This is a genomic window from Streptomyces sp. NPDC018029 (assembly GCF_044327655.1).
Lineage (GTDB): Bacteria > Actinomycetota > Actinomycetes > Streptomycetales > Streptomycetaceae > Streptomyces.
Genome location: NZ_JBIRFV010000002.1, coordinates 202,930 through 227,534, shown reverse-complemented (window position 1 = coordinate 227,534; position 24,605 = coordinate 202,930). Strand labels below are relative to the sequence as shown.

Genomic DNA, 24,605 nt, shown 5'->3' with positions numbered 1-24,605 from the left:
CCCAGCCGGGGCCGATGCGCTGAGTGGAGAGGGTGGGCGTGGGCCGGTGGGGCCACGCCCACCCGCGTTTCCCCCCGGGGGGCGGGTCCCGGCCCGTGGATGTGTTGCCGCCCCCCCGGCGGCCACAGGCCCTGGCCGGGAATACACCCTGTCGGGCCGAGATCAGCTGGCATAGCGTGAACCCTCCCAGGACATGACCCCAGGAGGAGTCGCCCGTGCCTCAGTTCGACCTGCCCCTTGATGAACTGCGCCGATACCGCCCCGACTTGCCCGAGCCCGACGACTTCGACGCCTTCTGGGAGAAGACGTTGCTGGAGGCGCGGGAGCACGAGCTGGACGCGCGGTTCGAGGCGGTGGAGCTGCCATTGACCGGCGTGCGGGTCCTCGATGTGACGTACGCCGGATTCGGGGGCCATCCCGTCAAGGGGTGGCTGGTTCTGCCCGCCGGCGCCGAGGACGGCGAGCCGCTGCCCGTCGTCGTGGAGTACATCGGGTACGGCGGCGGCCGGGGCCTGCCCCACATGCACCTGCTGTGGGCCGCGGCCGGGTACGCGCACTTCGTGATGGACACCCGCGGGCAGGGCAGCGCGGGGTGGGCGCAGGGCGACACCCCGGACCCGGTGGGGAGTGGACCGGCGCACCCCGGGTTCATGACCCGCGGCATCGAGGACCCGCACGACTACTACTACCGGCGCCTGTACGTCGACGCCGTGCGCGCCGTCGAGGCCGCCCGCGCCCATCCGCTCGTGGACGCCGCACGGGTCGCCGTGCTCGGCGTCAGCCAGGGCGGCGGACTCGCCCTCGCCGTCGGCGGACTCGTGCCGGACCTGGCCGCCGTGCTGTCCGACGTCCCCTTCCTCTGCGACTTCCCGCGCGCGACGACCCTCACGGACCGGCTGCCCTACAGCGAGATCGCGTCCTACCTGAAGGCCCGCAGGGACGGCCGGGAACGTGTCTTCCAGACCCTGTCGTACTTCGACGGCGTGCACTTCGCCGCCCGGGGGCGTGCGCCCGCGCTCTTCTCCGCGGCCCTGGAGGATCTGACCTGCCCGCCGTCCACGGTGTTCGCCGCCTTCAACGCGTACGCGGGGAGCGAGCGTTCGATGGAGGTGTACGCCTTCAACGATCACGAGGGTGGTGGCCCCTACCAGCAGGGCGTGCAACTCCGGTGGGTTCAGGAACACTTGAGGGGCTGACGGGTATCACCGTCTGTTCAACTCCCCCTCGGCTCCACGCCCTTGTCACGGATTGGTCAACCGGCTAACTTGCGGGCTTGTCGTGTGTCCGCTGTGTGCAATCCGTGATGACGTGTGTCCGAGGGGGCTCCCAATGGCCGTACGGGGCCGGCACCGCCGGTATCAGCCGAACCGCATCAACCGTGCGTCGCTGACCGTCACGGCGGGCGGCGCGGGCATGGCGCTCCCGCTGACCGTCGCGGGCACCGCGGGCGCCGCCGACGTCGACACCTGGAACAAGGTGGCGGCCTGCGAGTCCGGCAACAACTGGAGCATCAACACCGGCAACGGCTACTACGGCGGTCTCCAGTTCAAGCAGTCCACCTGGGAGGCGTACGGCGGCACGGCCTACGCCTCGCGGGCCGACCGCGCCACCAAGGCCCAGCAGATAGCCGTCGCCGAGAAGGTCCTCGACGCGCAGGGCCCCGGCGCCTGGCCCGTCTGCTCGGCGAAGGCCGGTCTCACCCGGGGCGGCGGCACGCCCGACGCAGGCCCCGGCAAGGCGGCACCGGCCAAGGCCCCGAGCAAGCCCGAGCGGCCCGGACGCGACGTCAGGGACGTCAAGCCCGAGACGACCCCGCAGTCCGCCGCGGGCAGCGCCGAGATGTACACCGTGGTCCACGGCGACACCCTCTCCGGCATCGCCGACGAACGCCGGGTCCGGGGCGGCTGGCAGCGCCTGTACGAAACCAACCGGCGCGTCATCGGCGGCGACCCCGACCTGATCACACCGGGGCAGCGCCTCTCCGTCCATGGCCAGGGCGGCGGCACCAAGGGGCGGGCCCCACAGAAGGCGGCGGACCGGAAGGCCACCGAGAGCAGGGCGGCCGACAGGAAAGCCGCCGACAGGAAAGCCGCCGAGAGAAAAGCCGCCGAGAAGAGGGCCGCCGAAAAGCAGGCGGCCGAGAAAGCGGCCGCCCAGAAGAAGCGCGAGAAGCAGCGGGCCGCGGCCCCGCAGGCGGAGCGGGCCACCTCCGGTGCCTCCGCCCCCGTCGCCGCCTCGCCCAGCACGCCGTACCGTGCCGCAGGCAGCTCCTGGTCGAAGGGCTATCACACGGGCGTCGACTTCGCCGTGCCGACCGGGACGGCCGTGAAGTCCGTCGCGGCGGGCCGGGTCGTCTCCGCGGGCTGGGGCGGCAGCTACGGCTACCAGGTGGTCATCCGCCACACCGACGGGAAGTACAGCCAGTACGGGCACCTGTCGGCGCTCTCCGTGAAGGCGGGGCAGCAGGTCGGCGCCGGGCAGCGCATCGCCCGGTCCGGATCCACCGGGAACAGCACGGGCCCGCATCTGCACTTCGAGGTGCGGACGGGGCCCGGCTTCGGTTCCGACATCGACCCGCTCGCCTACCTGCGGGCACGCGGCGTACGGATCTGACACGCCCCGTACGGATCAAAGCCGTCAGGACACCATGCGCTCGCGGCGCCTCGGCTGCCGCGGGCGCGTCCGGCGGTGGGGCGGCGCCGGCTGCTGCGAGGGCACCGCGGGCAGCGCGTCTGTGGGGCACGGGCAAGGGGCGCCCCCCGCCTCCGCAGCGGTCTCGGCGGCGTCCGGCTGCGGCGTGGACGGGCCGCCTCGCGCCACCGGACCGGCCTCGGCCGCGGTGGTGAGGGTCGCCGCCTCCCGGGCGATCCGTTCGGTCGTCAGCAGGATCAGACCGCAGGCGGCCACGACGCCGCTGCCGAGCGCGAGGACGGTGCCCGTGGCGCCGTGCCGGAAGGATTCTCCGAAGAGGGTCAGGCCGACCGCGGCCGCGACCACCGGGTTCACCACGGTCACCGTCGACAGCGGTGCCGCGAGCCCCGCACCCCGGTACGAGGCCTGCGACAGCAGCAGGCCGGCCGCCGCGAGCACCGCGATCGCCCCGAGGGTGGGGAGCTGCTCGACGAGCCCGACGCGGTGGTCCCAGTCCACCGCCACCGTCTTCGTGAACACCGACGCGATGCCGAACGCCGCACCGGCCGCGCAGGCCAGCAGCACGCTGCGCACCACCGGGTGCCGGTGCACCGCGTGCGCCGCCAGCGTCAGCACGGCCACGCCGCCGCCCGTGACGAGGCCGAGCATGACGCGCTCCGCGTCGGCGAGCGTCTGCGAGTCGGACGTCGAGGTGAGAGACAGGAGCCCGGCGAGCCCCACCGTCGCCATGAGCGCGCCCCGCCAGGCGGTGGCCCCGGCCCTGCGCCGTACGAACAGGGCCGCCATCGGCAGGGCGAACACGATGGTCAGCGCGCCCAGCGGCTGGACCAGGCTGAGCGGGCCGTAGGCGAGCGCCACCACGTGCAGCAGCGCGCCGAGACCGTTCAGGGCGATCGCGGTCCACCAGGCGCCGCGGCGCAGCGGCGCGTACTGGTCCGGCGTCGTCGCCGCCACGCGCTCCTGCAGGATCGCCCCGCCGGCGTACGCCACGGCTGAGACGAGGGACAGCACCACGGAAAGCGCCAGAGCACTCATGACGTGCTCCGCGGGGTGCGGTGCTCCCGGTGATCCCGGTCGGGCGAACGGTCTGCTTCCATACTGACAACGATGACGCGGGAATCCCTTTAAGTCGTCGTACCTGAGCAGGCAATTGGTCCTACTGCCGATGGAGTACTGCCTTTGCCGTGTCCTCCCCAGGAGGGGTTACCTCCTGGGCGCGGAGAGTGACCCTCATGGGCACCCCAGGGGAGGGCGGCGCCGCGCGGCTTGCTGTACTTCTCCCGTGACCACCCACATTGACCTGGCAGAACTCGGCTCCGTCGGCGGATTCTTCGCCCTGCGCGTGAGCCCGGCGCACGACCGCGGCGTCCGGCCGCTGGCAGCGGTGTACAGACTTCCGGAACCCGGTGATCCGACCGGTTCGGAATCCGGTGATCCGATCGGTTTCCGGGTCGACAAGGTCGCGCGGCGGCTCGGCGCCCCGGAGGACCGCGTCGCGGTGTCCGTGGCGCAGCTGGGGCTCGCGGCCCGCCTCTGGTCCGTGGCGCTCGGCTCCGCCGCACTGTACGGCCGGGTGCCCGACCTCGACCCCGAGCTGCTCGGCTGGGACGCCGACGGCACCTCGCCCGACGACCTGTGGCTGACCGGCGTACGCCCGCTGCCGGGCGATGCCGGGACCATCCGGGACGTCGTGCAGTACGGTCATCTGGCGCCGCTGTCCGAGGCGTTGCGGGCGCGGTACCGGATCTCCGCGGGGCTGCTGTGGGGCAACGCGGGGTCCGCGCTCGCGGGCGCGGCGCGCGAACTGCACGGCTGGGCGGCGCGATCGGGGCGCGCGGATGTGGGGGAGCGGGCCCTGAGCCTGGCCGCCGAGCTCTTCGACCACCCCGACCTGCGCGGCACAGGCACCCTGCGGGGCACGGCGTTCCGGCGCCGCAGCTGCTGCCTCTACTACCGGTGCCCCGGTGGCGGGCTGTGCGGCGACTGCTGCTTCGACCGCCCGCCGCAGCGGTCTTCCCCCGGGGCCGCGTCTGGGTGACCATGAAGGTGGCGCGGCCGGCATCGGACGGACGACGGAGGGTGCTACGTGAAGGTGGGCCTGCTCACCCGGGAGTATCCGCCCGACGTCTATGGAGGCGCCGGCGTGCATGTCGAGTTCCTGGCACGGGAGCTGCGGTCCCTCACGGACCTCGAAGTGCACTGCTGGGGCGAGGGCACGGCCGACGGGCTCGTGCGGCACGGCGCGTGGCCCGCGCTCGACGGGGCCAACGACGCGCTGCGCACCTTCTCCGTGGACCTCGCCATGGCCGCTGCGCTCGCCGACCGCGAGCTCATCCACTCCCACACCTGGTACACGAGCCTCGCCGGCCACGTCGGCAAGCTCCTGCACGGCATCCCGCACGTCATGACCTCGCACTCCCTGGAGCCGCTGCGCCCCTGGAAGGCCGAGCAACTGGGCGGCGGATACACCCTGTCGAGCTGGGCCGAGCGCACCGCGGCCGAGGCCGCCGACGCCGTGATCGCGGTGTCCGGCGCGATGCGCGAGGACATCCTCGCCTGCTATCCGGCCGTCGACCCGGCGAAGGTCCACGTCGTGCACAACGGCATCGACACCGAGCTGTACCGCCCCGACCCCGGCACCGACGTCCTCGAGCGGCTCGGCGTCGACCCGGGGCGGCCGTACGTCCTGTTCGTCGGCCGCATCACCCGTCAGAAGGGCGTGCCCCATCTGCTGCGGGCCGCACGGAAGCTGGACTCCGACGTCCAGCTCGTCCTGTGTGCCGGAGCGCCCGACACCCCCGGCATCGACCTCGAATTCCGCACCCTCTTCGAGGAGCTGAGCAGCACCCGGGCGGGTGTCCGGTGGATCCCCGAGATGCTTCCGCGCCCCCAGGTCGTCCAACTCCTCACGCACGCCGCCGTGTTCGTCTGCCCTTCCGTGTACGAACCGCTGGGCATCGTCAACCTGGAGGCGATGGCGTGCGGCACGGCCGTCGTCGCCTCCAGGGTCGGCGGCATCCCGGAAGTCGTTCGGGACGGCACGACGGGGGTACTCGTCCCGTACGACGAAAGCGACCCCGAAGGCTTCGAACGCGAACTCGGACTGCTCCTGAACGAAGTGGCGACCGACCCGGAACGGGCCGCGGCGATGGGCGCGGCCGGACGCGACCGCGCACTCGGTGAATTCGGCTGGGACGCGGTGGCCCGGCGCACGGTCGAGGTGTACGAGAAGATCCTGCACGCCGACAGATAGCCGATAGCCGACCAAACAGGGGGCTGGGATGCGCGGTGGACCTTCGGTGCTCGGAATCGTGCTCGCCGGCGGGGAGGGGAAACGGCTGCAGCCGCTCACCGCCGACCGGGCCAAACCAGCGGTCACGTTCGGCGGCACCTACCGCCTCGTCGACTTCGTGCTCTCCAACCTCGTCAACGCCGACATCCTGCGCGTCTGCGTCCTCACCCAGTACAAGTCGCACTCCCTCGACCGGCACGTGACGACGACCTGGCGCATGTCGAGCCTCCTCGGCAACTACGTCACCCCCGTGCCCGCCCAGCAACGCCTCGGCCCCCGCTGGTACTTGGGCAGCGCCGACGCCATCCTGCAGTCCCTCAACCTCGTCCACGACGAACAGCCCGACTACATCGCCGTGTTCGGCGCCGACCACGTCTACCGCATGGACCCGCGGCAGATGCTCCAGCAGCACATCGAGAACGGCGCGGCGGTGACCGTCGCCGGTATCAGGGTGCCGCGCGCCGAGGCGCCGTCGTTCGGCATCATCACGCCCGGGCGCGACGGCACGAAGGTGGAGCGCTTCCTGGAGAAGCCGACCGACCCGCCCGGGTTACCCGACGACCCGGACCAGGTCTTCGCCTCGATGGGCAACTACCTCTTCACCACCAAGACCCTCGTCGACGCCCTCCAGCAGGACGCCGAGGACGAGGAGTCCGCACACGACATGGGCGGCTCCATCCTGCCCCTGCTCACCGAGCGCGGCATGGCACAGGTGTACGACTTCGACGACAACCACGTACCCGGCGAGACCCCCCGCGACCACGGCTACTGGCGCGACGTCGGCACGCTCGACTCGTACTACGAAGCCCACATGGACCTCATCTCGGACCAGCCCGTCTTCAACCTGGACAACCGGCGCTGGCCCATCTACACCCACTCCGGCGGCCTGCCGCCCGCCAAGTTCTGCGCGGGCGGCATCGCGGGCGAGTCGATCGTCAGCCCCGGCTGCGTCATCCGCGGCCAGGTCACCCGCTCCGTCCTCTCGCCCGGCGTGACCGTCGAGGAGGGCGCGGTCGTCCAGGGCTCCGTGCTGCACGACAACGTACGGATCGGGCGGGGCGCGGTGGTGCGCGGCGCCGTCCTCGACAAGAACGTCGACGTACCGCCCGGCGCCACGATCGGGGTCAATCCGGAGCGGGACGAGGAGCTGTACACGGTGTCCGCGGGCGGGGTGATCGCCCTCGGGAAGGGGCAGGTCGTACCGATGTGAGGCCCGCGCTCACAGCACGCGGCGCCTGCGGCCCAGCCAGGTCTGCGCGATCACCACCACCGCCAGGAAGGCGCCGCTGACCACCTGCTGGTAGGCGGAGTCGAGCGAGCCGATCTGGTTGATGACGTTCTGGATGACCTTGAGGAGCAGCACGCCCACCAACGACCCGCTGATGAAGCCGAACCCGCCGGAGAGCAGCGTGCCGCCGATGACGACCGCGGAGATCGCCTCCAGCTCCATGCCGGAGCCGAGGATCGTCACCCCGGAGACCAGCCAGGCCGCGTTGAGGGCCCCGGCGAGCCCCGCGCAGAGCCCGGAGACCGTGTAGACGGCGATCTTCGTACGGGCCACGGGGGCGCCCATCAGCGCCGCCGCGTCCTCGTTCCCGCCGACCGCGTACACGTACTGGCCGAACCGGGTGCGGCGCAGCACGACCGCGCCCGCCACGAAGAGCGCGACCGTGATCCACACCGGGGCGCCGATGCCGAGCACCTTGCCCTGCCCGAGCGTGGCGAAGAAGGAGTCCTTGTCGACGAGGTACGTCCTGGAACCCTCGTCGGTGACCGACAGGAGGACGCCGCGGGCCGCCAGCATCGCCGCGAGCGTCACGATGAACGGCGCGAGCCGCGCGCGGGCGATCAGCAGGCCGTTGACGAGGCCGATGAGACCGCAGACCGCGAGCGGCAGGAGCAGCGCCACGGCCGTGCCGTACTGCGACCCCCAGGCGGCGAGCACCCCGCCGAGGGCGAAGAGCGAGCCGACCGACAGATCGATGCCGCCGGTGACGATGACGAACGTCATGCCGAGCGCGACCACCGCGAGGAACGCGGAGGACACCGCCATGTTCTGCAGATTGTCGCCGGTCAGGAACGTGTCGAAGCTCAGCGACGCGGCGAGCACCGCGACGGTCAGCGTGACGAGCGCGCCGTGCTGCTGGGCCAGCGCGCCGAGCCGATCGGAGCGGGCAGGGCCCGTGGTCCGCTCCTCCCGGACGGCCTGCCCCATGGGATCCGCCGGACTCTTCGTGTCGATGGTCATCGCTTGCCCCTCTCGCGTGCCGCGCAGACCGCCAGGACGATCACCACGGCCTGGGCGATCTGTGTCCACGACGGCGGCAGGTCGTGCTTGATGAGCGTGGCCGTGAGCAGCTGGATGAGGACCGCGCCCGCCACGGTGCCGCCGATCCTGATGCGGCCGCCGCTGAGCGGGGTGCCGCCGACGACCACCGCGGTGATCGCGGAGAGCTCCATCAGACTGCCGAGCGACGTCGGGTCGCTTGCGGACAGGCGGGCGGTCGCGAGGACTCCGGCGAGTGCGGCGAGAGCGCCGCAGACCACGTACACGACGATGAGCACGCGGCGCACCGGCAGGCCCGCGAGGAGCGCGGCCGGGCGGCTGTCGCCGATGGCGAGGAGCTGCCGGCCGAACGTGGTGCGCCGCACGACGAAGGCGATCAGCAGCGCGAGGGCCGCCGCGATCAGGACCAGGTACGGGACGCCGAGCACGGCACCGGAGCCGAGCGACGCCATCGCCGGGTCGCGGACGTCCTTGAGCTGCGGGAGGAGGACCAGGGCGAGGCCCCGGCCCGCGACCATCAGCGCGAGTGTCGCGACGATGGGCTGGACGCCGATGAACGCGACGAGTGAGCCGTTGGCCGCGCCGACCGCCATCCCGCCGAGCAGCGCCACGGCAAGGGCGATCCACATGCCGTACCCGAGGTAGAGCGAGACGAGGGACGTGGAGAGCGCCATCACCGAGCCGACGGACAGGTCGACGCCCTCGCTGCCGATGGCCAGCGCCATGCCGAGCGCCACGACGAGGACGGGGGCGACCTGGACGGCCTGGGTGCGGAAGTTCTCGCCGGACAGGAAGTGCGGGGTGAAGAGGATGTTGACCAGGAGGAGGACGGCGACGCCCGCGTAGACGCCGTAATTCTGGAGGAGGCGCAGCAGACGGTCGCGGTCGGTGGCCGTGCGGCCGAGGGCGAGGTCGGTCATGGGGAGCTCCGTGGGTGCGGGGCCTGCCGTTCGTGGTGGGTCATGGGCCCGGCTTCGCGGGGGCCGCCGCCATGGCGCGCAGCAGGTTCTCCTCCGTCACCGAGGCGCCGGTGAGTTCCGCGACGGCCGTGCCGTCCTTGAGGACGATCACCCGGTCCGAGCCCTCGACGAGTTCCTCCATGTCCGAGGAGATGAGGAGGACACCGAGCCCGTCGGCCGCCAACTCGTCGACGAGCGACTGGACTTCGGCCTTCGCGCCGATGTCGATGCCGCGCGTGGGCTCGTCGAGCAGCAGCACCTTCGGGTGCATCGCGAGCCAGCGGGCGAGGAGCACCTTCTGCTGATTGCCGCCGGACAGCTCGCCCACCTTCTGGTGGGGGCTCGACGCCTTGATGCGCAGGCGCCGGACGAAGGTGTCCACGATCGCGTCGATGCCGCGTTCGTTCACCAGGCCGAGGCGCGAGAGACGGGGGAGTGCGGCCAGCGCGATGTTGTCGCGGACCGAGAGGCCGGGGACGATGCCCTCCGCCTTCCGGTCCTCGGGGAGGAGGCTGATGCCGGCCCGGATGGCGGCGGGCGTGGAGCCCGTACGAACGCGGGTGCCGCCGATCGCGACGGTCCCGGAGTCCGTCGGCAGGGCCCCGGCGATGGCCTTCGCCGTCTCGCTGCGACCCGAGCCGAGCAGCCCGCCCAGACCCACCACTTCCCCGGGCCGGATGGTGACCGACACCCCCTGAATCCGATGCCGTACCGTCAACTCCTCGGCGCTCAGCACGGGTTCGCTCGTCGCCTCGTGCGCTCCCGTGAAGCGGGTGAGGCCCTCGTCCTGCACGTCGTCGGTCTCGCGGCCCAGCATCAGCGCGACCAGGCGCAGCCGGTCGAGGTCGGCGAGGGCGCCCGCATGGACTACCTTGCCGTCCCGCAGCACGGTGACGGCGTCGCAGATCTCGTACAGCTCGTCCAGGCGGTGGCTGACGTAGACGACCGCGATGCCGCGCTCCCGCAGCATGCGGATCACCCCGAACAGGGTCCGCACCTCCCGTGGTTCCAGGGATGATGTCGGCTCATCCATCACGACGACGCGCGCGTCGACCGCGACCGCGCGGGCCAGCGCCACCATCTGCTGCGCGCCGAGGCCGAGTTCGCGCAGCGGGCGGCGGACGTCGACGCGGACGCCGAGCCCGCGCAGCGCGTCGTCGGCCTCGCGGTGCATCCGAGTGAAGTCGATCAGCCCGAGCCGGCCGCGGGGCTCACGGCCGAGGAAGAGATTGCGGGCCACGCTCATCAGGGGGACGAGGTTGACCTCCTGATAGATGGTGGAGATGCCCGCGTGCTGTGCTTCGAGGGGGGTGGCGAAGCGGACCGGGCGGCCGTCGTACGTCACCTCGCCCGCATCCGGCTCGTACACGCCCGTCAGGACCTTGATGAGGGTGGACTTGCCCGCGCCGTTCTCGCCGATCAACGCGTGCACCTCGCCCGCGCGTGCGGTGAAGTCGACCGCGTCCAGGGCGCGCACGCCCGGGAAGGTCTTGGTCAGGCCGGTCACCGACAGCATGTCAGTAGGCCTTGCCGAGGTCGGCCTTGGCGTTGTCCTTCGTGTACGCGCTGTCCTTGATGACGATGTCCTGGGCGACCTGCTCGCCCTTGGTGAACGCGTCCAGCGTCTTGAAGGCGAGCGGGCCGAAGCGGGGGTTGGACTCGATGACGCCGTCGATCCAGCCGTCGACGATGCCCCGGACGGCGCCCTTCGTGCCGTCGATCGTCACGATCTTCACGTCGCCGGCCTTCTTGCCCGCGCCCTTGAGCGCGTTCACGGCGCCGAGGCCCATCTCGTCGTTCTCGGCGTAGATCCCGGTGATGTCGGGCTTGGACTGGATCAGCTGCTCGGTGACCTGCTGGCCCTTCTCGCGGGCGAACTCGCCGGTCTGCTTGAAGACGACCCGGAGGCCCGGGGCCTTCTCCTTGAGGCGCTCCTCGAAGCCCTTGGTGCGCTCGGTGGTGACGTTGTTGCCCGCGGCGCCGAGCAGGATCGCGATCTTGCCCTTGCCGCCGGTCGTCTCGATCATCCGGTCCGCCGCGCGTCTGCCCTGGGCGACGAAGTCGGAGCCGATGAAGCTCACGTAGTCCTTGCAGGCGGTCGCGTTGATCTTGCGGTCGACGGTGACGATCGGGATGTGCTTGGCGCCCGCGGCGCGCAGCACCGGCTCCCAGCCGTCGGAGTTGAGCGGCGCGATGACGAGCAGGTCGGCGCCCTTGGCGATGAGGTCCTGGACGTCGCTGATCTGCTTGGAGAACTGCGACTGGGCGTTGGCGGTGAGGAGCTTCACGCCGCGCTTCTCGGCCTCGGCCTTGATGGAGGCCGTCTCGGCGATCCGGAAGGGGTTGGCCTCCTTCTCGGACTGCGAGAAGCCCACGGTGGCCGTCTTGAGGTCCAGCTTCTTTCCGCCGTAGGTGTCGATCGCGCAGGTCTTGCCGCCCTTCGACTCCGAGACGGCCTGGCCCGCGCCGCCGCCGTCGCCGTTCTTGCCGTCGGACGCGTCGTCCTCCGACTTGGCGCACCCGGCGGTGAGGGCGAGGCTCGCACCGAGGCCGACGGCGAGCAGGGTCCTGACGGAGGTGCGGAGGGTGATCGGCTTCATGGAGTCCCCAAAACGGCACGGCCCCGGCGCTGAGAGCGCTCACGGCAGGATCGGCACTTGCGGTCAACTCGCGTTACGGGGAGCTTTTTACATCGTTGAAAGTGGGCTGTAAACCCTCCGCGCAGCGGCCGATGGCTCCCCGGGTCAGCGCCGGCCGAGCGTGCTCTCCCGCTCCACCAGCCGGAAGTCCGCGGTGAGTTCACGTCCGCCGAGCCGCTCCGGATGGGCCAGGCTGCCGAGGAGCGACTCGACCGCGAGACGCGCGATGGCCTGCTTGTCCGGCGCCACCGTGGTGAGGGTGACCGCCCCGAACTGCCCCTCCGCGATGTCGTCGAAGCCGACCACCGCCACGTCCCACGGCACCCGCAGTCCGCGCTCGTGCAGCACCCGCATCGCACCGATCGCCACCAGGTCGTTGTACGCGAACACCGCGTCGGGCCGCACCCCCGCGTCCAGCATCCGCGCCATCGCCTTCGCGCCGTCCCACCGGTCCCAGCCGCCGACCGGCCCCACCAGGCTGTCCGGCGCGGGGATTCCGGCCGCCGTCAACTCCTCGCGCCAGCCCTGGAGTCGGAGGTGGGCGGGGCGGTTCGCGGAGTCCGTGCGGGCGCCCAGATAGGCGATGGTGGTGCGGCCGCGCCCGATGAGGTGCCGTACCGCCGTGCGGCTCGCGGCGATGTTGTCGATCGCGATGTGGTCGTGGGGCAGGTCGTACTGGCGCTCGCCGAGCAGCACGAGCGGCACGTCGTCCTCGCGCTCGCGCAGGTCCTCCGCCTCCAGCTCCAGCGGGCTGAGGATGAGGCCGTCGATCACCCGGGCCCGGAAGCCCTGGCTGACCAGGACCTCCTGCTCGCGGTCGCCGCGGGTGTGGTCGAGGAGCACCGTGAAGTCGTGCTCGGCCGCCGCGTCGATGACGGCGCCCGCGAGCTCGGCGAAGTAGGGGTTGCCCAGCTCGGGGACGGCGAGCGCGATGATGCCGGTGCGGCCCTTGCGCAGGTGGCGTGCCGTCAGGTTCGGGCGGTAGCCGAGCTCGTCGATGGCTTCCTGGACGCGGGCCCGCATCGCCGGGGTGACGTGCTGGTACTTGTTCACCACGTTCGAGACGGTCTTGATCGAGACGCCCGCGCGTTCCGCGACGTCCTTGAGGCTTACCCGCACTGCTTCTCCCTGCGTCGGTGGCCGCACCGGACGCCCGGGGCGGATGTCGTGACCCTGGACAGCGCGCCGGAGGGCGTGCTGTCATGCCAACTGCCGTTCCTTCCAACGTTGTACAGATTCGTTGTACCGACTGCAGCGACGAGCCGCCACCCTTCCTCACCAAGGAGGATCCGTGCGCATCAGACGACATCCCGGAAGAAACCCCGGACGATTCGGCAGACACCTCGCCGTGCTGCTCGCAGGGGCCCTCGGCATCGCGGGAATCACCGCGGTCCCCGCCGCCACCGCGGCCGACGAGCCCGTCGAGATCCACGGCCTCAAGGGGGAGTACTACACCCAATCCGCCCCCGGAGCCTTCGACTTCGGCGAGCTCAAGGCCACCGGACTCGACCCGAACATCGACTTCGGCAACCTCGAACCACGGCTCAAGGCCACCACCGGACAGGTCGACGACGTCAGCGTCCGCTGGACCGGCCGCATCGTCCCCGAGAAGACCGGCGCGACCACCTTCTCGATGATCGGCGACAACGGCTTCCGCCTCTGGGTGGACGGCAAGATCGCCATCGACCACTGGCAGGACGACTGGGACAAGGAACAGACCTCCGCCCCCGTCGAGTTGACGGCGGGCAAGGCCCACGACATCAAGGTCGAGTACTTCGAGCACTACGGCGGCTCCAACCTGCGCCTGAGGTGGACCCCGCCGGGCGGTGAGAAGAAGCCGGTCCCGCGCTCCGCCCTCCGCATCCCCGAGGACTTCGACTACGACGGCGCCATCGCCGCCACCGTCCTCAAGGACGGCCGCAGCCTCAAACTCGACTTCGCCCAGAAGCTCGCCGCCCCGCCGGCCGGCCTCACCGACCACCTCGACGCCGTCATCGGCGGAGCCAAGTGGCCGCTCGGCACGGTCAAGGCCGACCCCTCCGACGACCGCAGCCTCCTCGTCGGCCTGAAGGAACCCGTCGTCGGCAACAAGGCGGGCAACGCCCCGGGCCTCGCCGACATCCGCTACGACGGCGAGGGCGGTCTCACCGGCACGGACGGCGACGCCGTCGGCCGGTTCTGGACCAGCGGGCCCAACCACTCCGAGTACCAGCTGCGCACCAAGTGGGCCGACGACGTCACACCGGGCAACGCCCACCGCGAGTACCCCCGCCCGCAGCTCAAGCGCGACAACTGGCGGAACCTGAACGGCTCGTGGCAGTTCGCCGCCGCCGAAGCGGGCGAGAAGCCCCCGGTCGGCGAGAAGCTCAAGGAGAAGATCCTCGTCCCCTACCCCGTGGAGTCCCAGCTCTCCGGCATCGAACGGCACGAGGACCGCATGTGGTACCGCCGTACCTTCACCGTCCCCGAGAACTGGCGCATCGGCCACGGCAAGCGGCTCAACCTGAACTTCGGCGCCGTCGACTGGCACTCCCAGGTGTACGTCAACGGCCGCAAGATCACCGAGCACAAGGGCGGCTACGACAAGTTCAGCGCCGACGTGACCGACGCGCTGAAGCCAGGACGCACCCAGGAGCTCATCGTCGGCGTCCACGACCCGACCGACGCCGACAACGGCGCGAACCCGCCCGTCGGCAAGCAGCGCCTGGACCCCAGCGGCATCTGGTACACCCCTTCCTCCGGCATCTGGCAGACCGTGTGGATGGAGCCGGTGGCCGCCGACCACGCTGACTCCCTCAAGATCACCCCAGACGTGCGGAACGAGCAGGTCACCGTCGAGACCCGGGGCGTGCGCGACGGAGTGCCGGTCACGGCCGCCGCGTACGAAGGCCGCAAGAAGGTCGCCGAACTCAGCGGACGCACCGGAAAGCCGCTGAAGATCAAGATCACCGACCCGCGCCTCTGGTCACCCGACGACCCCTTCCTCTACGACCTCAAGGTGCGCGTCGGCGACGACCGCGTCACCAGCTACTTCGGCATGCGGTCCATCGCCGTCGACAAGGTGAACGGCACCCCCCGCACCCTCCTCAACGGCAAGCCCGTCTTCCTGATGGCCACCCTCGACCAGGGCTTCTGGCCGGACGGCCTGCACACCGCGCCGAGCGACGAAGCGCTCGCGTACGACCTGAAGGCGCACAAGGAGATGGGCTTCAACTCGGTCCGCAAGCACATCAAGGTCGAGCCCGACCGCTGGTTCTACTGGGCGGACAAGCTCGGGCTGCTCGTCTGGCAGGACATGCCGTCGATGGAGGCGGGGCGCACCCCCGACGCGGCCGCCCGCGCCCAGTACGAGCACGAGATGAAGGAGATGATCGACGAGCACGCGAGCAGCCCCTCGATCGTCATGTGGGTCACCTTCAACGAGGGCTGGGGCCAGTACGACGTGGGCCGCGTCGCACGGCAGGCGAAGGCCTGGGACCCCACCCGGCTGGTCAACAACCAGTCGGGGCTCAACCTCGGGGCCGACGGAGGCGCCGGCGACATCATGGACGAGCACGGCTACCCGAGCCCGGCGCTCCCGCCGCGCCCCGACGGCGAACGGGCCCTGGTGAGCGGCGAGTACGGCGGCCTCGGCCTCGCGGTGCCCGGCCACGCCTGGGCCGTCCAGCAGAGTTACGTCGACGTGGACCCGGCGACGTACACGGACGACTACATCACCAAGCTCGCCGAGGTCCGCGCGCTCGCGTGCAAGGGAAGCAACGGCGCGGTCTACACGCAGATCACCGACGTCGAAGGCGAGTTGAACGGTCTGCTCACCTATGACCGCAAGGTCGTCAAACCCGACGTGAAGCGGGTGAAGGCGGCACACGAGGCGCTGATCCGCGACGCTTCACAGGCCACGGTGCCGGGCTGCGGCGGCTCCTGATCCGAAGGTCTCCGGTCCGCCGCCCGGGCTGCGGACCGGGGACTCCTGCGGGTGTCCCTCGTGTGGGGGATGGCGGCTCACCGAACAGATCAACAAGCTTTGGGTCACAAAGGTTGATCTGCAGGTGGAAGGCGACTGTGATGAAGAAGAAGCTCTCTATGGCGCTCGTGGCGGTGGCCGCCGCGGCCGCCACCGTCGTGCCGGTCTCCACGGCGCACGCGGCCGATGGGTACGACCGGTGCCCCGACGGCTATTACTGCATGTTCTCGGGGCTCGACGGCACCGGCGACATGATCAAGCTCAGGGGGAACACCCCGGACCTCGCGGCACTGGGCATGGACGACCGGGCCAGGTCGGACTGGAACCGCACGGCCTCGACCATCTACCTCTGGTCCGACGCGCACTACAGCGGCTGTACGGCCGTGACCTCCGCGGGGCCGACGGGCAAGGGCAACTTCTTCCCCACGTACCAGAACTTCTTCAGTTCGGTGCAGTTCGACGGGCCGGGCGGCCCGAGCTGCGGCACACCGCCGGGCGAGGGCCGCTGAGCACGCTCACCGCAGCTGCCGCCGCACCAGTTCGTGCAGCCGCCCGCCCGCGTCGGCCAACAGCTGGGCGGGCGGGCCCTCCTGCACGATGCGGCCCTCCGACATGACGACGACCCGGTCGGCGTCGAGGACGGTGGAGAGGCGGTGGGCGATGACGACGCGGGTGGCGTTCAGGGCGCGGGTGCTGTCGATGACCGTGCGCTGCGTCTCGTTGTCCAGGGCGCTCGTCGCCTCGTCGAAGAAGAGGACACGGGGGCGCCGGATCAGGGCCTGGGCGATCATCAGGCGCTGGCGCTGGCCGCCGGAGACCGCACCGCCGCCGGAGATCATCGTGTGCAGCCCCATCGGCATGCGCTTGATGTCCTCGGCGAGCCCCGCCATCGCGGCGGCCTCCCACGCCTCCTCCTGCGTGAACGACTCGGCGCCGCAGATGCAGTCGAGGATCGAGCCGGTGAGCGGCTGCGCGTTCTGCAGGACCACACCGCACTGCCGGCGGACCGCCGACTGGTCGAGCGCCGACAGGTCCTGCCCGTCGTAGAGCACGCTGCCCGAGACCGGTTCGTCGAAGCCGATCAGGAGGCGCAGCAGCGTCGACTTGCCGCAGCCGCTCGGGCCGACGACGGCGACGAATTCGCCGGGCCGGACCGTCAGTGACACGTCGTCCAGGACCAGCGGCCCGTCGTCGGTGTAGCGGAAGGAGACGCCGCGTGCCTCGATGCCGCCTCGCAGCTCGCCGGGCTGCGTGCTCCCGGCGCGCACCTCGGGCGTCGCGTCGAGCACCGGCTTGATCTGCTCGAACATCGGGAGCACGGCGGCCGCCGAGATCAGCGCGCCGGTGAGCTGCGTGACGGACGTCAGGAGCATCGTCACGGCGGTGCTGAAGGTGAGGAACTCGCCCGCGGTCAGGCTGCCCCGGGCCGGGCCCGCGAGCAGGACGAACATGACGAGCGTGCAGAGCGGCAGATACACCGCGTTCAGGACCGTCGTGATGTTCTTGATGCGGCCGGCCCGCCGCTGCAGCTCCCGGCTGCGCGCGAACTCGCCCGCCCACGCCGCGTACGCGAAGCTCTCCGCGCCCGCCACCCGGAGCTTGGGCAGCCCGCGCAGGCTCTGGAACGCCTGGTTGTTCAGCTTGTTGGCGAGCTCCACCAGGCGCCGCTGCCAGCGCAGCTCCCACAGGCCGATCGTGAGGAAGACGCCGGCGATGACGGCCAGCATCGCGAGGGCGGCCAGGGCGAGAGGGACGCTGTAGAGCAGCAGCAGGACGAGGTTCATCGCGCCGACCGAACCGGCCTGCAGGGCGACGGGACCGATCCCCGAAAGGACCCGGCGGATCGCGCTGACCCCCATCGCCGCGCTCGCCAGCTCACCGGTGGAGCGGGACGCGAAGAAGCGCGTGGGCAGCCGCAGCAGCCGGTCCCACACCGCAGGCTGGAGCGTGCTCTCCATGCGGCCCTCCATCCGCAGGACCGTGAGGTTCTGGAGCAGCATGAACGCCGCCGACACGATGCTGGTGATCATCACGGCCAGGGAGACCTGGACGATGAGGCTCTTCTCGCCGTTCGGCACGAACACGCCGAGCACCTGCCCCGTCGCGATCGGCACCAGCGCGCCGATCACGACCGTCACCAGACCGGCGAGCGCGAGGTTGCGCACGTCGCCGCCGGTGCCGCGCAGGCTGAAGCGGAACAGCCGCCAGGGCGTCAACGGCCGCTCGGGCAGCGGCCGGTAGAACATGACGCCCTGCGGCTCGAACTCATCGGCGTTGGCGGCGTCGACGCGGGTGCGCCGCCCGGACGTGGGGTGCACCGCCTCGTATCCGCCGCGCCGCCACAGCAGCGCGACCGGTGTGCCGCTCGCGGCCCGGTGCCCCACCAGCGGACCCGCGTTCTCGCGCCACCAGCGGCCATCGAGCCGGACGGCACGGGTGCGGATGCCCGAGGCCACCGCGACCTGCTCCACCGGATCGATCCGGTCGCTCACCGCACCGCCCTCGGCGGCGCCGGACAGCGTGATGCCCGCCGCGTCGGCGACCAGCCGGCAGGCGGCATACGTCGCGTCGTGACCGCCCCCGGAGTCCGTACGGCGCACACCGCGCGCGCCCGAGCGGCCGATGGAGGCGATCAGCGTGCGGTCGGCCTGCTCGCGGATGCTCTCACCCGCCTTGATGCCGGCCGCCGTGCGGTCCTCGTGGGCCCGCTCCAGGCGTTCGATCCAGCGGTCGAGAGTGGCGAGCAGCCGGTACTGCTGGTTGACCATGCGCTGCCACATCGCGGCGTCCACGAGCAGGTCGCCCGCCGCTTCCGCGCTGTAGGCGGAGCCGTACTGCACGCTGCCCGGCGCGACCGGCATCCAGAGGATGTCGTCGTCGGCCACCACGTCGTCGCCCACCGTGCGGCCGTCCAGCGGCGCCTCGAACAGGACCCGGTGGCCGCGTCCGATGCCGAGCGCGAAGGCGTGCTCCAACAGGCTCAGGGCCGCGTCCTGCGTGTCGTACTGGGAGGGGTACTGCTGCTCGTACGACCAGGTGTCGCCGTAGTCGGGGCGGTAGAGCTCGCGCAGCGGGATGCGGCGCAGCTCGCAGCCCTGGAGGGGGCGGCCGACGAGGGTGTGCTGGGGTCCTTCGACCGGGCCGAGGAGCAGCGCTCCCGGTTCGAGGCGGCCGAGGTAGTGCCAGTGGCCCTGCTGCACGGCGTCGACCGCGAACAGGTCGAGCGCTCCGGCGACGACGAACCACAGCACCTGCGGACCCTCCAGGTGCACGCTGCGCAGCCCGGCGCAGTCGGCCGGGGTGCCGAGCGCCCCGAAGGCCGCACCCACCGCGTCGTACGCGTGCTGCTCGGGTGGTGAGGTCACCTCAGTGCTCCTTGACCAGGTCGGCGTAGGGGCCGCCGGCGGCGACGAGGTGTTCGTGACGGCCGCGCTCCACGATCCGGCCGTGGTCGAGCACCACGATCTCGTCGCTGTCGCGCACGGTGCTCAGCCGGTGGGCGATGACCACGCAGGCGCAGCCGCGGCGGCGCAGGTTGTCGATGATGACCTGTTCGGTCTCGGCGTCCAGGGCGCTGGTGACCTCGTCGAGCACGAGGATGCTCGGGCGGCGGACCAGGGCCCGCGCGATCTCCAGGCGCTGGCGCTGCCCGCCGGAGAAGTTGCGCCCGTCCTGCTCCACGCGGCCGTGGATGCCGCCTGGCCTGCGGGCCACGACCTCGTACAGGCAGGCGTCCTTGAGGGCGGCGACGACGTCCTCGTCGGGGATCGACGGGTCCCACAGGGCCACGTTGTCGCGGATGGTGCCCTCGAAGAGGAAGACGTCTTGGTCGACGAAGGAGACGGAGGCGGCGAGCGCGCCCCGGGGGATGTCCTCCAGACGCTGTCCGTCGATGCGGATCGTGCCTTCCCAGGGGCTGTAGAGCCCCGATATCAGTCGGGACACGGTCGACTTGCCGCTCCCGGAACCGCCGACGAGCGCCACCTGCTGCCCCGGCCCGACCGACAGCGAGAAGCCGGTGAGGAGCGGCTTGTCGAGCGGGCTGTAGCCGAAGGTGATGTCGTCGAGGGTGACGTGGCCCTTGAGGCGGCGGGTGCTCGCGGCCGGTTCGGGGCGGGAGTAGAGCGGGTCGACGGGGAAGTTCTCGACGTCCTTGAGGCGGGAGACGTCGGCGGCGAAGTCCTGGATGCGGCCCGCGACACCGTTCAGGCGGGTGATCGGCGCGGTGAAGCGGGTGACGAGGGCCTGGAAGGCGACGAGCAGCCCGATCGACAGATGCCCCTCGACCGCGCGCAGACCGCCGATCCACAGGATCAGCGCGCTGTTGAGGGTCGCCAGCGTCGGCGCGACGACACCGAGCCAGGCGCTCGGCACGCCGAGGCGCTGCTGCTCCTCCAGGGTGGTGGCGTGCTGGCCTGCCCAGCGCCGGAAGTAGCCGTTCTCACCTCCGGTGGCCTTCATGGTCTCGATCAACTGCAGGCCGGTGTACGAGGTGTTGGTGAGCTTGGCGCTGTCGGCACGCAGCTTCTGGGTGCCGGTGGCGCGCAGCCGGATGACGACGCGCATCGCCACGATGTTCAGCAGGGCGATGCCGACACCGACGAGGGTGAGCTGCGGGTCGTACGTCCACAGCAGGGCCGCGTAGAGGAGTACGACGACGCCGTCGACCCCGGCGGCCGTGAGGTCGCGGGCCAGGGTCTCGGCGACCGCGTCGTTGGAGGCGAGGCGCTGCACGAGGTCGGCGGGGCTGCGCTGGGCGTAGAACGTGACGGGCAGGCGCAGCAGATGCCGGAAGAAGCGGGCGCTGCCGAGGGTGGAGGAGATGATGCGGCCGCGCAGCAGGTTGGCCTGTTGCAGCCAGGTCAGGACGACGGTGAGCGCGACCATGGCGCCCATCGAGGCGAACAGCGCGCCCAGCAAAGAGGTCTGATGGCCGATCAGAAACAGATCGATGTACGTCCGGCTGAGCGCGGGCAGCGCCGCGCCGACCGCGACGAGCAGCAGGCTGGCCAGGAGCGCGGCGAGCATCGTGCCGGTGGTGCCGCGCAGCCGGGCGGGGAGGGCCTTCAGCACGCCGGGCCTGCGGCCTCCGGGACGGAAGCCGTCACCGGGTTCGAGGACGAGGACGACTCCGGTGAAGCTGGTGTCGAAGTCCTCCGACGGCACGAAGCGGCGGCCCTTGTCCGGGTCGTTGATGTACACGCCCCGGCGGCCGAGGCGGCGCCCCATGCCGTCGTACACGACGTAGTGGTTGAACTCCCAGAAGAGGATCGCGGGCGCCTGGACCTCGGCGAGCGCGGCCGGCTCCATCTGCATGCCCTTGGCCGTCAGGCCGTAACCGCGCGCCGCCTTCAGGACGTTGCTGGCCCGTGAGCCGTCGCGGGAGACGCCGCACGCGATGCGCAGCTCCTCCAGGGGGACGTGCCGCCCGTGGTGGGCGAGGACCATGGCGAGGGCGGCGGCGCCGCACTCCACGGCCTCCATCTGCAGGACGGTGGGCGTGCGGACGGTCCGCGGGCGCCTGCCCTTCGACGCGGGGCGCGGGGCCGCGCGGCGGCCGCGCCGCGGGGGCTCGGGGCGGTGCCTGCGGCGGCCGCCGGGGGGCGGCAGTTGCTGCTGGTGCGCGGGGGAGGGGTGCGGTGCTGCGGTCACGGAAGCAGCCAATCGATCGGGCGCTGCTCGGCGAGGTGGAAGGCGCCGGTGGCCAGGGTCATGGAGTCGAGCGCGAAGGGCGGCCCGTCGGCGGTGGACCAGGCGTAGCCGGACGTGGTGCCGGCGGACTCGTCGAGCCGTACGAGGACGGCGACGGGCGGCCCGTCCTTCGTGAACTGCCCGGCCAGCTCCTTGTCGCCGAGGAACCCGGCGATCTTCTGCCGGGTCTGCGCGGCACGCCCGACCGCCTTCACCTTGCCGCGCAGTGTCCCGTACTCCTGGGTGGGCACGGACTGGACGGAGAGGTCCACCGACGCGCCGACGGGGACGGTGGCCGCGCTGTCGGCGGGTACGTAGACCGTCGCGAGCAGCGGGTCGTCGCTGCCCGCCACCCGCTCCAGGGTCGCGACATCGGCGCCGGTGGTGACGACGGTGCCGATCCTGGCGACGAGTGAGGTCACGCGGCCCGCGGCGATCGCGCGTACGACCTTGTCGCCCTGGTCCGTGCGGACCTCGAGCACGGGAGCGCCTGCGGCGAGGCGCTTGCCCTCCTCGGCCAGGACGCGGGTCACCTGACCGGTGACGGGGCTCTGCAGGACGTAACTGCCCTGGCCGTGCGTGAGGATGCCCGGCGCGCGGAGCGTGGAGGAGACCGAGCCGGTCACGGCCCAGACGCTCGCGGCGGCCATGACGACGAGGGTGACGGCGAGGACGAGCACGCCCTGGGGGCGGGCGTAGCGCACCGGAAGGTCGAGTTCCTCGGGCGACTGCAGCTTGGACAGGGCCTGCTGGCGGAACTGCACGGAACGCTTCCCTTACTGTGCCTGTGGCGACTGTGCCGGTGGCGACTGTGCCTGTGCCGGAACCTGTGGCGACGGTGCCTGTGGCGTCCGTGAGCCCCGGAACCAGAGGCTCCGGGGCTCACGAATCATGGCGTCTCAGTGAGCGAGAGGCTCAGAGACCGGCGGTCAGGCCGGAGGCCAGGCCGGTGACGGCACCGGTGTTGATGCCGGTGGCACCCTCGACCGTGCCGACGACGCCGGCGACGACGCCCGAGACGGGGGCGATGGAGTCAACGGTGCTGGTGACGTTGCCCGCGACACCGGCGACGAGGCCACCGGAGACGTTGTCGAGGTCGGCGTCGGAAATCTCGAGGGTCTCGACCTGGGGGACGTTGTTCATGGTGTGAGCTGCCCTTCTCATGAATGGTGCATAGGTGTTTCCAACTCCGCGGAACCTGGGGATTCGAATTCCGCGGCGAGCCAGGATCAAAGCACGTTCGCAGCTCGTACATCCAATCGACGGAGCGGCCGTCGGGCACGGTTGCGGCGCCGAATCACCGCTGCGTGCAGGCGGTTTCACCGCGTGACGGCAGCTCCTTCACAAGATTCACAGAAGGAAATCGAGGGCACGGCGGGACTCCCTTCAACAAAACGGACATGCGCGCTCCGGAAAGTCGGCTCGGTGGTCCATGCAGGGAAATTCAGGCGGGGCGCGGTCCGAATTGCGTGACCGGACTGCGCATTCGATGTGCAGGTTTTTTGAAGGCGTGCGTCGGGTGCTCCCGGGGCGGGGCCTTAATCCGTTGTTAACTCTGCGTAACTCGACCGTACTTGACCGTAGTTGCTCGGGAAGGTTGACTTCTCGTTCGCCGGCACCGCACCGCACCGCACCGCACCGCATCGCACTGCCCCGCCCCGTCCTCGACGCGAGAGCGAGTCCGTGACTTCATCGTCTGTGCAGAGCTCCGACCTGCTCGTACCTCTCGATCTGGCTTTCTGGAACATCGAGACCGCCGAACACCCCATGCATCTGGGCGCGCTCGGCGTCTTCGAGGCCGACGGGCCCGGCGCGGCCGACCGCGCCACCGACCTCCTCGCGACCCGCGCGGCGGCCGTCCCCGGACTCCGCATGCGCATACGCCCCGTCCTGGTGCCCGTCGGCGGGGCGGTACGCGTACCGGCGCCCGCCTTCGACCCCCTGGAGCACATACGCCTCGCGGCACCCGTGGCGGACTTCCACGCCGCCGCGGGGGAGCTGATGCGGCGGCCGGTCGAGCGCGGGCGGCCACCGTGGGAGGCGCATGTGCTGCCGGGTGCGGACGGCACGTCCTTCGCGGTCCTCTTCAAGTTCCACCACGCGCTCGCCGACGGGCTGCGCGCGCTGACGCTCGGCGCGGCCCTCCTCGACCCCGTCGACCTCCCCGCGCCCCGGGAGCGGCCACCGGCCCCCGCGGCCTCCCGCTGGTCGGTCCTGGACCCGCGCACCCTGCCCGACCGCGTCCGCGGCACGGTCGCGGAGGCGGGCCGGGCCATCGGCATCGGCACGTCCGTCGCACGCGCCACCTTGGGCGTACGCTCCTGCGCCGCGCTCACCGCGGCCGCCTCCGGCACCCGCCGCACCGCCGGGGTCGTCCTCGACCTGGACGACGTCCACCTGGTGCGCAAGGCCGTGGGCGGCACCGTCAACGACGTACTGATCGCGGTGGTCGCCGGTGCCCTGCGCCGCTGGCTCGACGAGCGCGGCGACTGCAGCGAGGGTGTCGAGCCGCGCGCCCTCATACCGGTCTCGCGGCGCCGCCCGCGCTCCGCGCAGCCCCAGGGCAACCGGCTCTCCGGCTATCTGGTCCGGCTCCCCGTCGGCCACGAGGACCCCCTGGACCGGCTGCGCGCCGTACGCGCCGCCATGGACCGGAACAAGGAGGCGGGCCCGGAGCGGGGCGCCGGAGCCGTGGCGCTGCTCGCCGAGCACGTGCCGCCGCTCGGACACCGGATCGGCGGGCCCGTCGTCGCGCAGGCCGCGCGGCTGCTCTTCGACATCCTCGTCACCAGCGTCCCGCTGCCCGGCACCGGCCTGCGGCTCGGCGGCTGCCGGCTCACCGAGGTCTACCCCTTCGCGCCCCTCGCCCGGGGGCAGTCCCTCGCCGTCGCCGTCTCCACCTACCGGGGCCGGGTCCACTACGGACTGGTCGCGGACGCCGCCGCCGTACCCGATCTGGAGCTGCTCGCGCAGAGCGTGCGGGACGAGATCGACGGCCTCGTCGCGGCCTGCGCCGAGCAGGCGGGTTTGGTGACAGGGCCCGCCGCTACGTAAAGTTCCGCTTTTGGAGCTTCCGCGGACGACCCGACGCACCGCGGCACGGAATGACATGAGGACAGCG

General features: G+C 71.6%; 18 protein-coding genes. 8 read left to right on the top strand and 10 right to left on the bottom strand.

Going from position 1 to position 24,605, the window contains the following annotated elements; all coding sequences use genetic code 11:
• The first annotated feature begins 215 nt into the window (after positions 1-215).
• Together ACH4D5_RS05405 and ACH4D5_RS05400 are read left to right on the top strand one after the other, a co-directional pair.
• Entirely contained in the window at positions 216-1,196 is a 981-nt protein-coding gene (locus ACH4D5_RS05405; RefSeq protein ID WP_398298842.1) for an acetylxylan esterase, read from the top strand.
• Between the two features lie 133 nt (positions 1,197-1,329).
• Entirely contained in the window at positions 1,330-2,613 is a 1,284-nt protein-coding gene (locus ACH4D5_RS05400) for a transglycosylase family protein (RefSeq protein WP_398298840.1), read from the top strand.
• 24 nt (positions 2,614-2,637) lie between these two features.
• Here the strand turns inward: ACH4D5_RS05400 and ACH4D5_RS05395 are convergent, their stop codons facing one another.
• Complete coding sequence (locus ACH4D5_RS05395; RefSeq protein WP_398298838.1) at positions 2,638-3,687, bottom strand: DMT family transporter; 1,050 nt, start codon at positions 3,685-3,687, stop codon at positions 2,638-2,640.
• Positions 3,688-3,934: 247 nt separating this feature from the next.
• On the opposite strand from ACH4D5_RS05395, the gene ACH4D5_RS05390 reads away from it, so the two are divergent.
• Genes ACH4D5_RS05390 through glgC form a run of 3 tightly spaced genes read left to right on the top strand, consistent with a single transcriptional unit; the run spans position 3,935 to position 7,154 of the window.
• Complete coding sequence (locus ACH4D5_RS05390; protein WP_398298836.1) at positions 3,935-4,690, top strand: (2Fe-2S)-binding protein; 756 nt, start codon at positions 3,935-3,937, stop codon at positions 4,688-4,690.
• Positions 4,691-4,738: 48 nt separating this feature from the next.
• Complete coding sequence (gene glgA, locus ACH4D5_RS05385) at positions 4,739-5,905, top strand: glycogen synthase (protein ID WP_398298834.1); 1,167 nt, start codon at positions 4,739-4,741, stop codon at positions 5,903-5,905.
• Between the two features lie 28 nt (positions 5,906-5,933).
• The gene (gene glgC / locus ACH4D5_RS05380; protein ID WP_398298832.1) at positions 5,934-7,154 is read left to right on the top strand and encodes a glucose-1-phosphate adenylyltransferase; all 1,221 of its coding nucleotides are present in this window, start codon (positions 5,934-5,936) and stop codon (positions 7,152-7,154) included.
• A 9-nt stretch (positions 7,155-7,163) separates the two neighbouring features.
• Here glgC and ACH4D5_RS05375 read toward each other — a convergent pair whose 3' ends face one another.
• From ACH4D5_RS05375 to ACH4D5_RS05355, 5 genes are all read right to left on the bottom strand, one after another.
• Positions 7,164-8,192, bottom strand: coding sequence for an ABC transporter permease (locus ACH4D5_RS05375; protein ID WP_398298830.1), 1,029 nt, complete (start codon positions 8,190-8,192; stop codon positions 7,164-7,166).
• Positions 8,189-9,151: an ABC transporter permease gene (locus ACH4D5_RS05370; RefSeq protein ID WP_398298828.1), complete on the bottom strand. Its 963-nt coding sequence runs from the start codon at positions 9,149-9,151 to the stop codon at positions 8,189-8,191. Before ACH4D5_RS05370 ends, ACH4D5_RS05375 begins: the two co-directional genes overlap by 4 nt.
• A gap of 40 nt (positions 9,152-9,191) precedes the next feature.
• On the bottom strand, positions 9,192-10,706 hold the full coding sequence (locus ACH4D5_RS05365) for a sugar ABC transporter ATP-binding protein (protein WP_398298826.1): 1,515 nt from the start codon (positions 10,704-10,706) through the stop codon (positions 9,192-9,194).
• 1 nt (position 10,707) lies between these two features.
• Entirely contained in the window at positions 10,708-11,790 is a 1,083-nt protein-coding gene (locus ACH4D5_RS05360; protein ID WP_398298825.1) for an ABC transporter substrate-binding protein, read from the bottom strand.
• A gap of 144 nt (positions 11,791-11,934) precedes the next feature.
• The gene (locus ACH4D5_RS05355; protein ID WP_398298824.1) at positions 11,935-12,948 is read right to left on the bottom strand and encodes a LacI family DNA-binding transcriptional regulator; all 1,014 of its coding nucleotides are present in this window, start codon (positions 12,946-12,948) and stop codon (positions 11,935-11,937) included.
• A gap of 229 nt (positions 12,949-13,177) precedes the next feature.
• Between ACH4D5_RS05355 and ACH4D5_RS05350 the strand changes: the two genes are divergently transcribed.
• The gene (locus ACH4D5_RS05350) at positions 13,178-15,754 is read left to right on the top strand and encodes a PA14 domain-containing protein (RefSeq protein ID WP_398298823.1); all 2,577 of its coding nucleotides are present in this window, start codon (positions 13,178-13,180) and stop codon (positions 15,752-15,754) included.
• A 140-nt stretch (positions 15,755-15,894) separates the two neighbouring features.
• A complete protein-coding gene (locus ACH4D5_RS05345; protein WP_398298822.1) occupies positions 15,895-16,302 on the top strand; it encodes a peptidase inhibitor family I36 protein in 408 nt (135 codons plus the stop codon).
• Between the two features lie 6 nt (positions 16,303-16,308).
• On the opposite strand, the gene ACH4D5_RS05340 is transcribed toward ACH4D5_RS05345, so the two are convergent.
• The 4 genes from ACH4D5_RS05340 to ACH4D5_RS05325 all read right to left on the bottom strand — a co-directional run bounded on the left by ACH4D5_RS05340 (position 16,309) and on the right by ACH4D5_RS05325 (position 22,627).
• Complete coding sequence (locus ACH4D5_RS05340) at positions 16,309-19,158, bottom strand: NHLP bacteriocin export ABC transporter permease/ATPase subunit (protein ID WP_398298821.1); 2,850 nt, start codon at positions 19,156-19,158, stop codon at positions 16,309-16,311.
• Position 19,159: 1 nt separating this feature from the next.
• The gene (locus tag ACH4D5_RS05335) at positions 19,160-21,445 is read right to left on the bottom strand and encodes an NHLP family bacteriocin export ABC transporter peptidase/permease/ATPase subunit (protein WP_398298819.1); all 2,286 of its coding nucleotides are present in this window, start codon (positions 21,443-21,445) and stop codon (positions 19,160-19,162) included.
• Positions 21,442-22,248, bottom strand: coding sequence for an HlyD family efflux transporter periplasmic adaptor subunit (locus ACH4D5_RS05330; RefSeq protein ID WP_398298817.1), 807 nt, complete (start codon positions 22,246-22,248; stop codon positions 21,442-21,444). The genes ACH4D5_RS05335 and ACH4D5_RS05330 overlap by 4 nt, the downstream gene beginning before the upstream one ends.
• 151 nt (positions 22,249-22,399) lie before the next feature.
• Positions 22,400-22,627 (bottom strand): type A2 lantipeptide, encoded by a 228-nt coding sequence (locus ACH4D5_RS05325; RefSeq protein WP_398299957.1) that lies wholly within the window; start codon positions 22,625-22,627, stop codon positions 22,400-22,402.
• Positions 22,628-23,167: 540 nt separating this feature from the next.
• Here ACH4D5_RS05325 and ACH4D5_RS05320 point away from each other — a divergent pair.
• The gene (locus tag ACH4D5_RS05320; RefSeq protein ID WP_398298815.1) at positions 23,168-24,538 is read left to right on the top strand and encodes a wax ester/triacylglycerol synthase family O-acyltransferase; all 1,371 of its coding nucleotides are present in this window, start codon (positions 23,168-23,170) and stop codon (positions 24,536-24,538) included.
• Positions 24,539-24,605: the final 67 nt, after the last annotated feature.

Bases quoted from the DNA above. Each gene is read 5' to 3' on its own strand.
- ACH4D5_RS05325 (WP_398299957.1), bottom strand. From the start codon at position 22,627: ATGAACAACGTCCCCCAGGTCGAGACCCTCGAGATTTCCGACGCCGAC.
- ACH4D5_RS05375 (WP_398298830.1), bottom strand. From the start codon at position 8,192: ATGACCATCGACACGAAGAGTCCGGCGGATCCCATGGGGCAGGCCGTC.
- ACH4D5_RS05400 (WP_398298840.1), top strand. From the start codon at position 1,330: ATGGCCGTACGGGGCCGGCACCGCCGGTATCAGCCGAACCGCATCAAC.
- glgC (WP_398298832.1), top strand. From the start codon at position 5,934: ATGCGCGGTGGACCTTCGGTGCTCGGAATCGTGCTCGCCGGCGGGGAG.
- ACH4D5_RS05365 (WP_398298826.1), bottom strand. From the start codon at position 10,706: ATGCTGTCGGTGACCGGCCTGACCAAGACCTTCCCGGGCGTGCGCGCC.
- ACH4D5_RS05370 (WP_398298828.1), bottom strand. From the start codon at position 9,151: ATGACCGACCTCGCCCTCGGCCGCACGGCCACCGACCGCGACCGTCTG.
- ACH4D5_RS05360 (WP_398298825.1), bottom strand. From the start codon at position 11,790: ATGAAGCCGATCACCCTCCGCACCTCCGTCAGGACCCTGCTCGCCGTC.
- ACH4D5_RS05395 (WP_398298838.1), bottom strand. From the start codon at position 3,687: ATGAGTGCTCTGGCGCTTTCCGTGGTGCTGTCCCTCGTCTCAGCCGTG.
- ACH4D5_RS05345 (WP_398298822.1), top strand. From the start codon at position 15,895: ATGAAGAAGAAGCTCTCTATGGCGCTCGTGGCGGTGGCCGCCGCGGCC.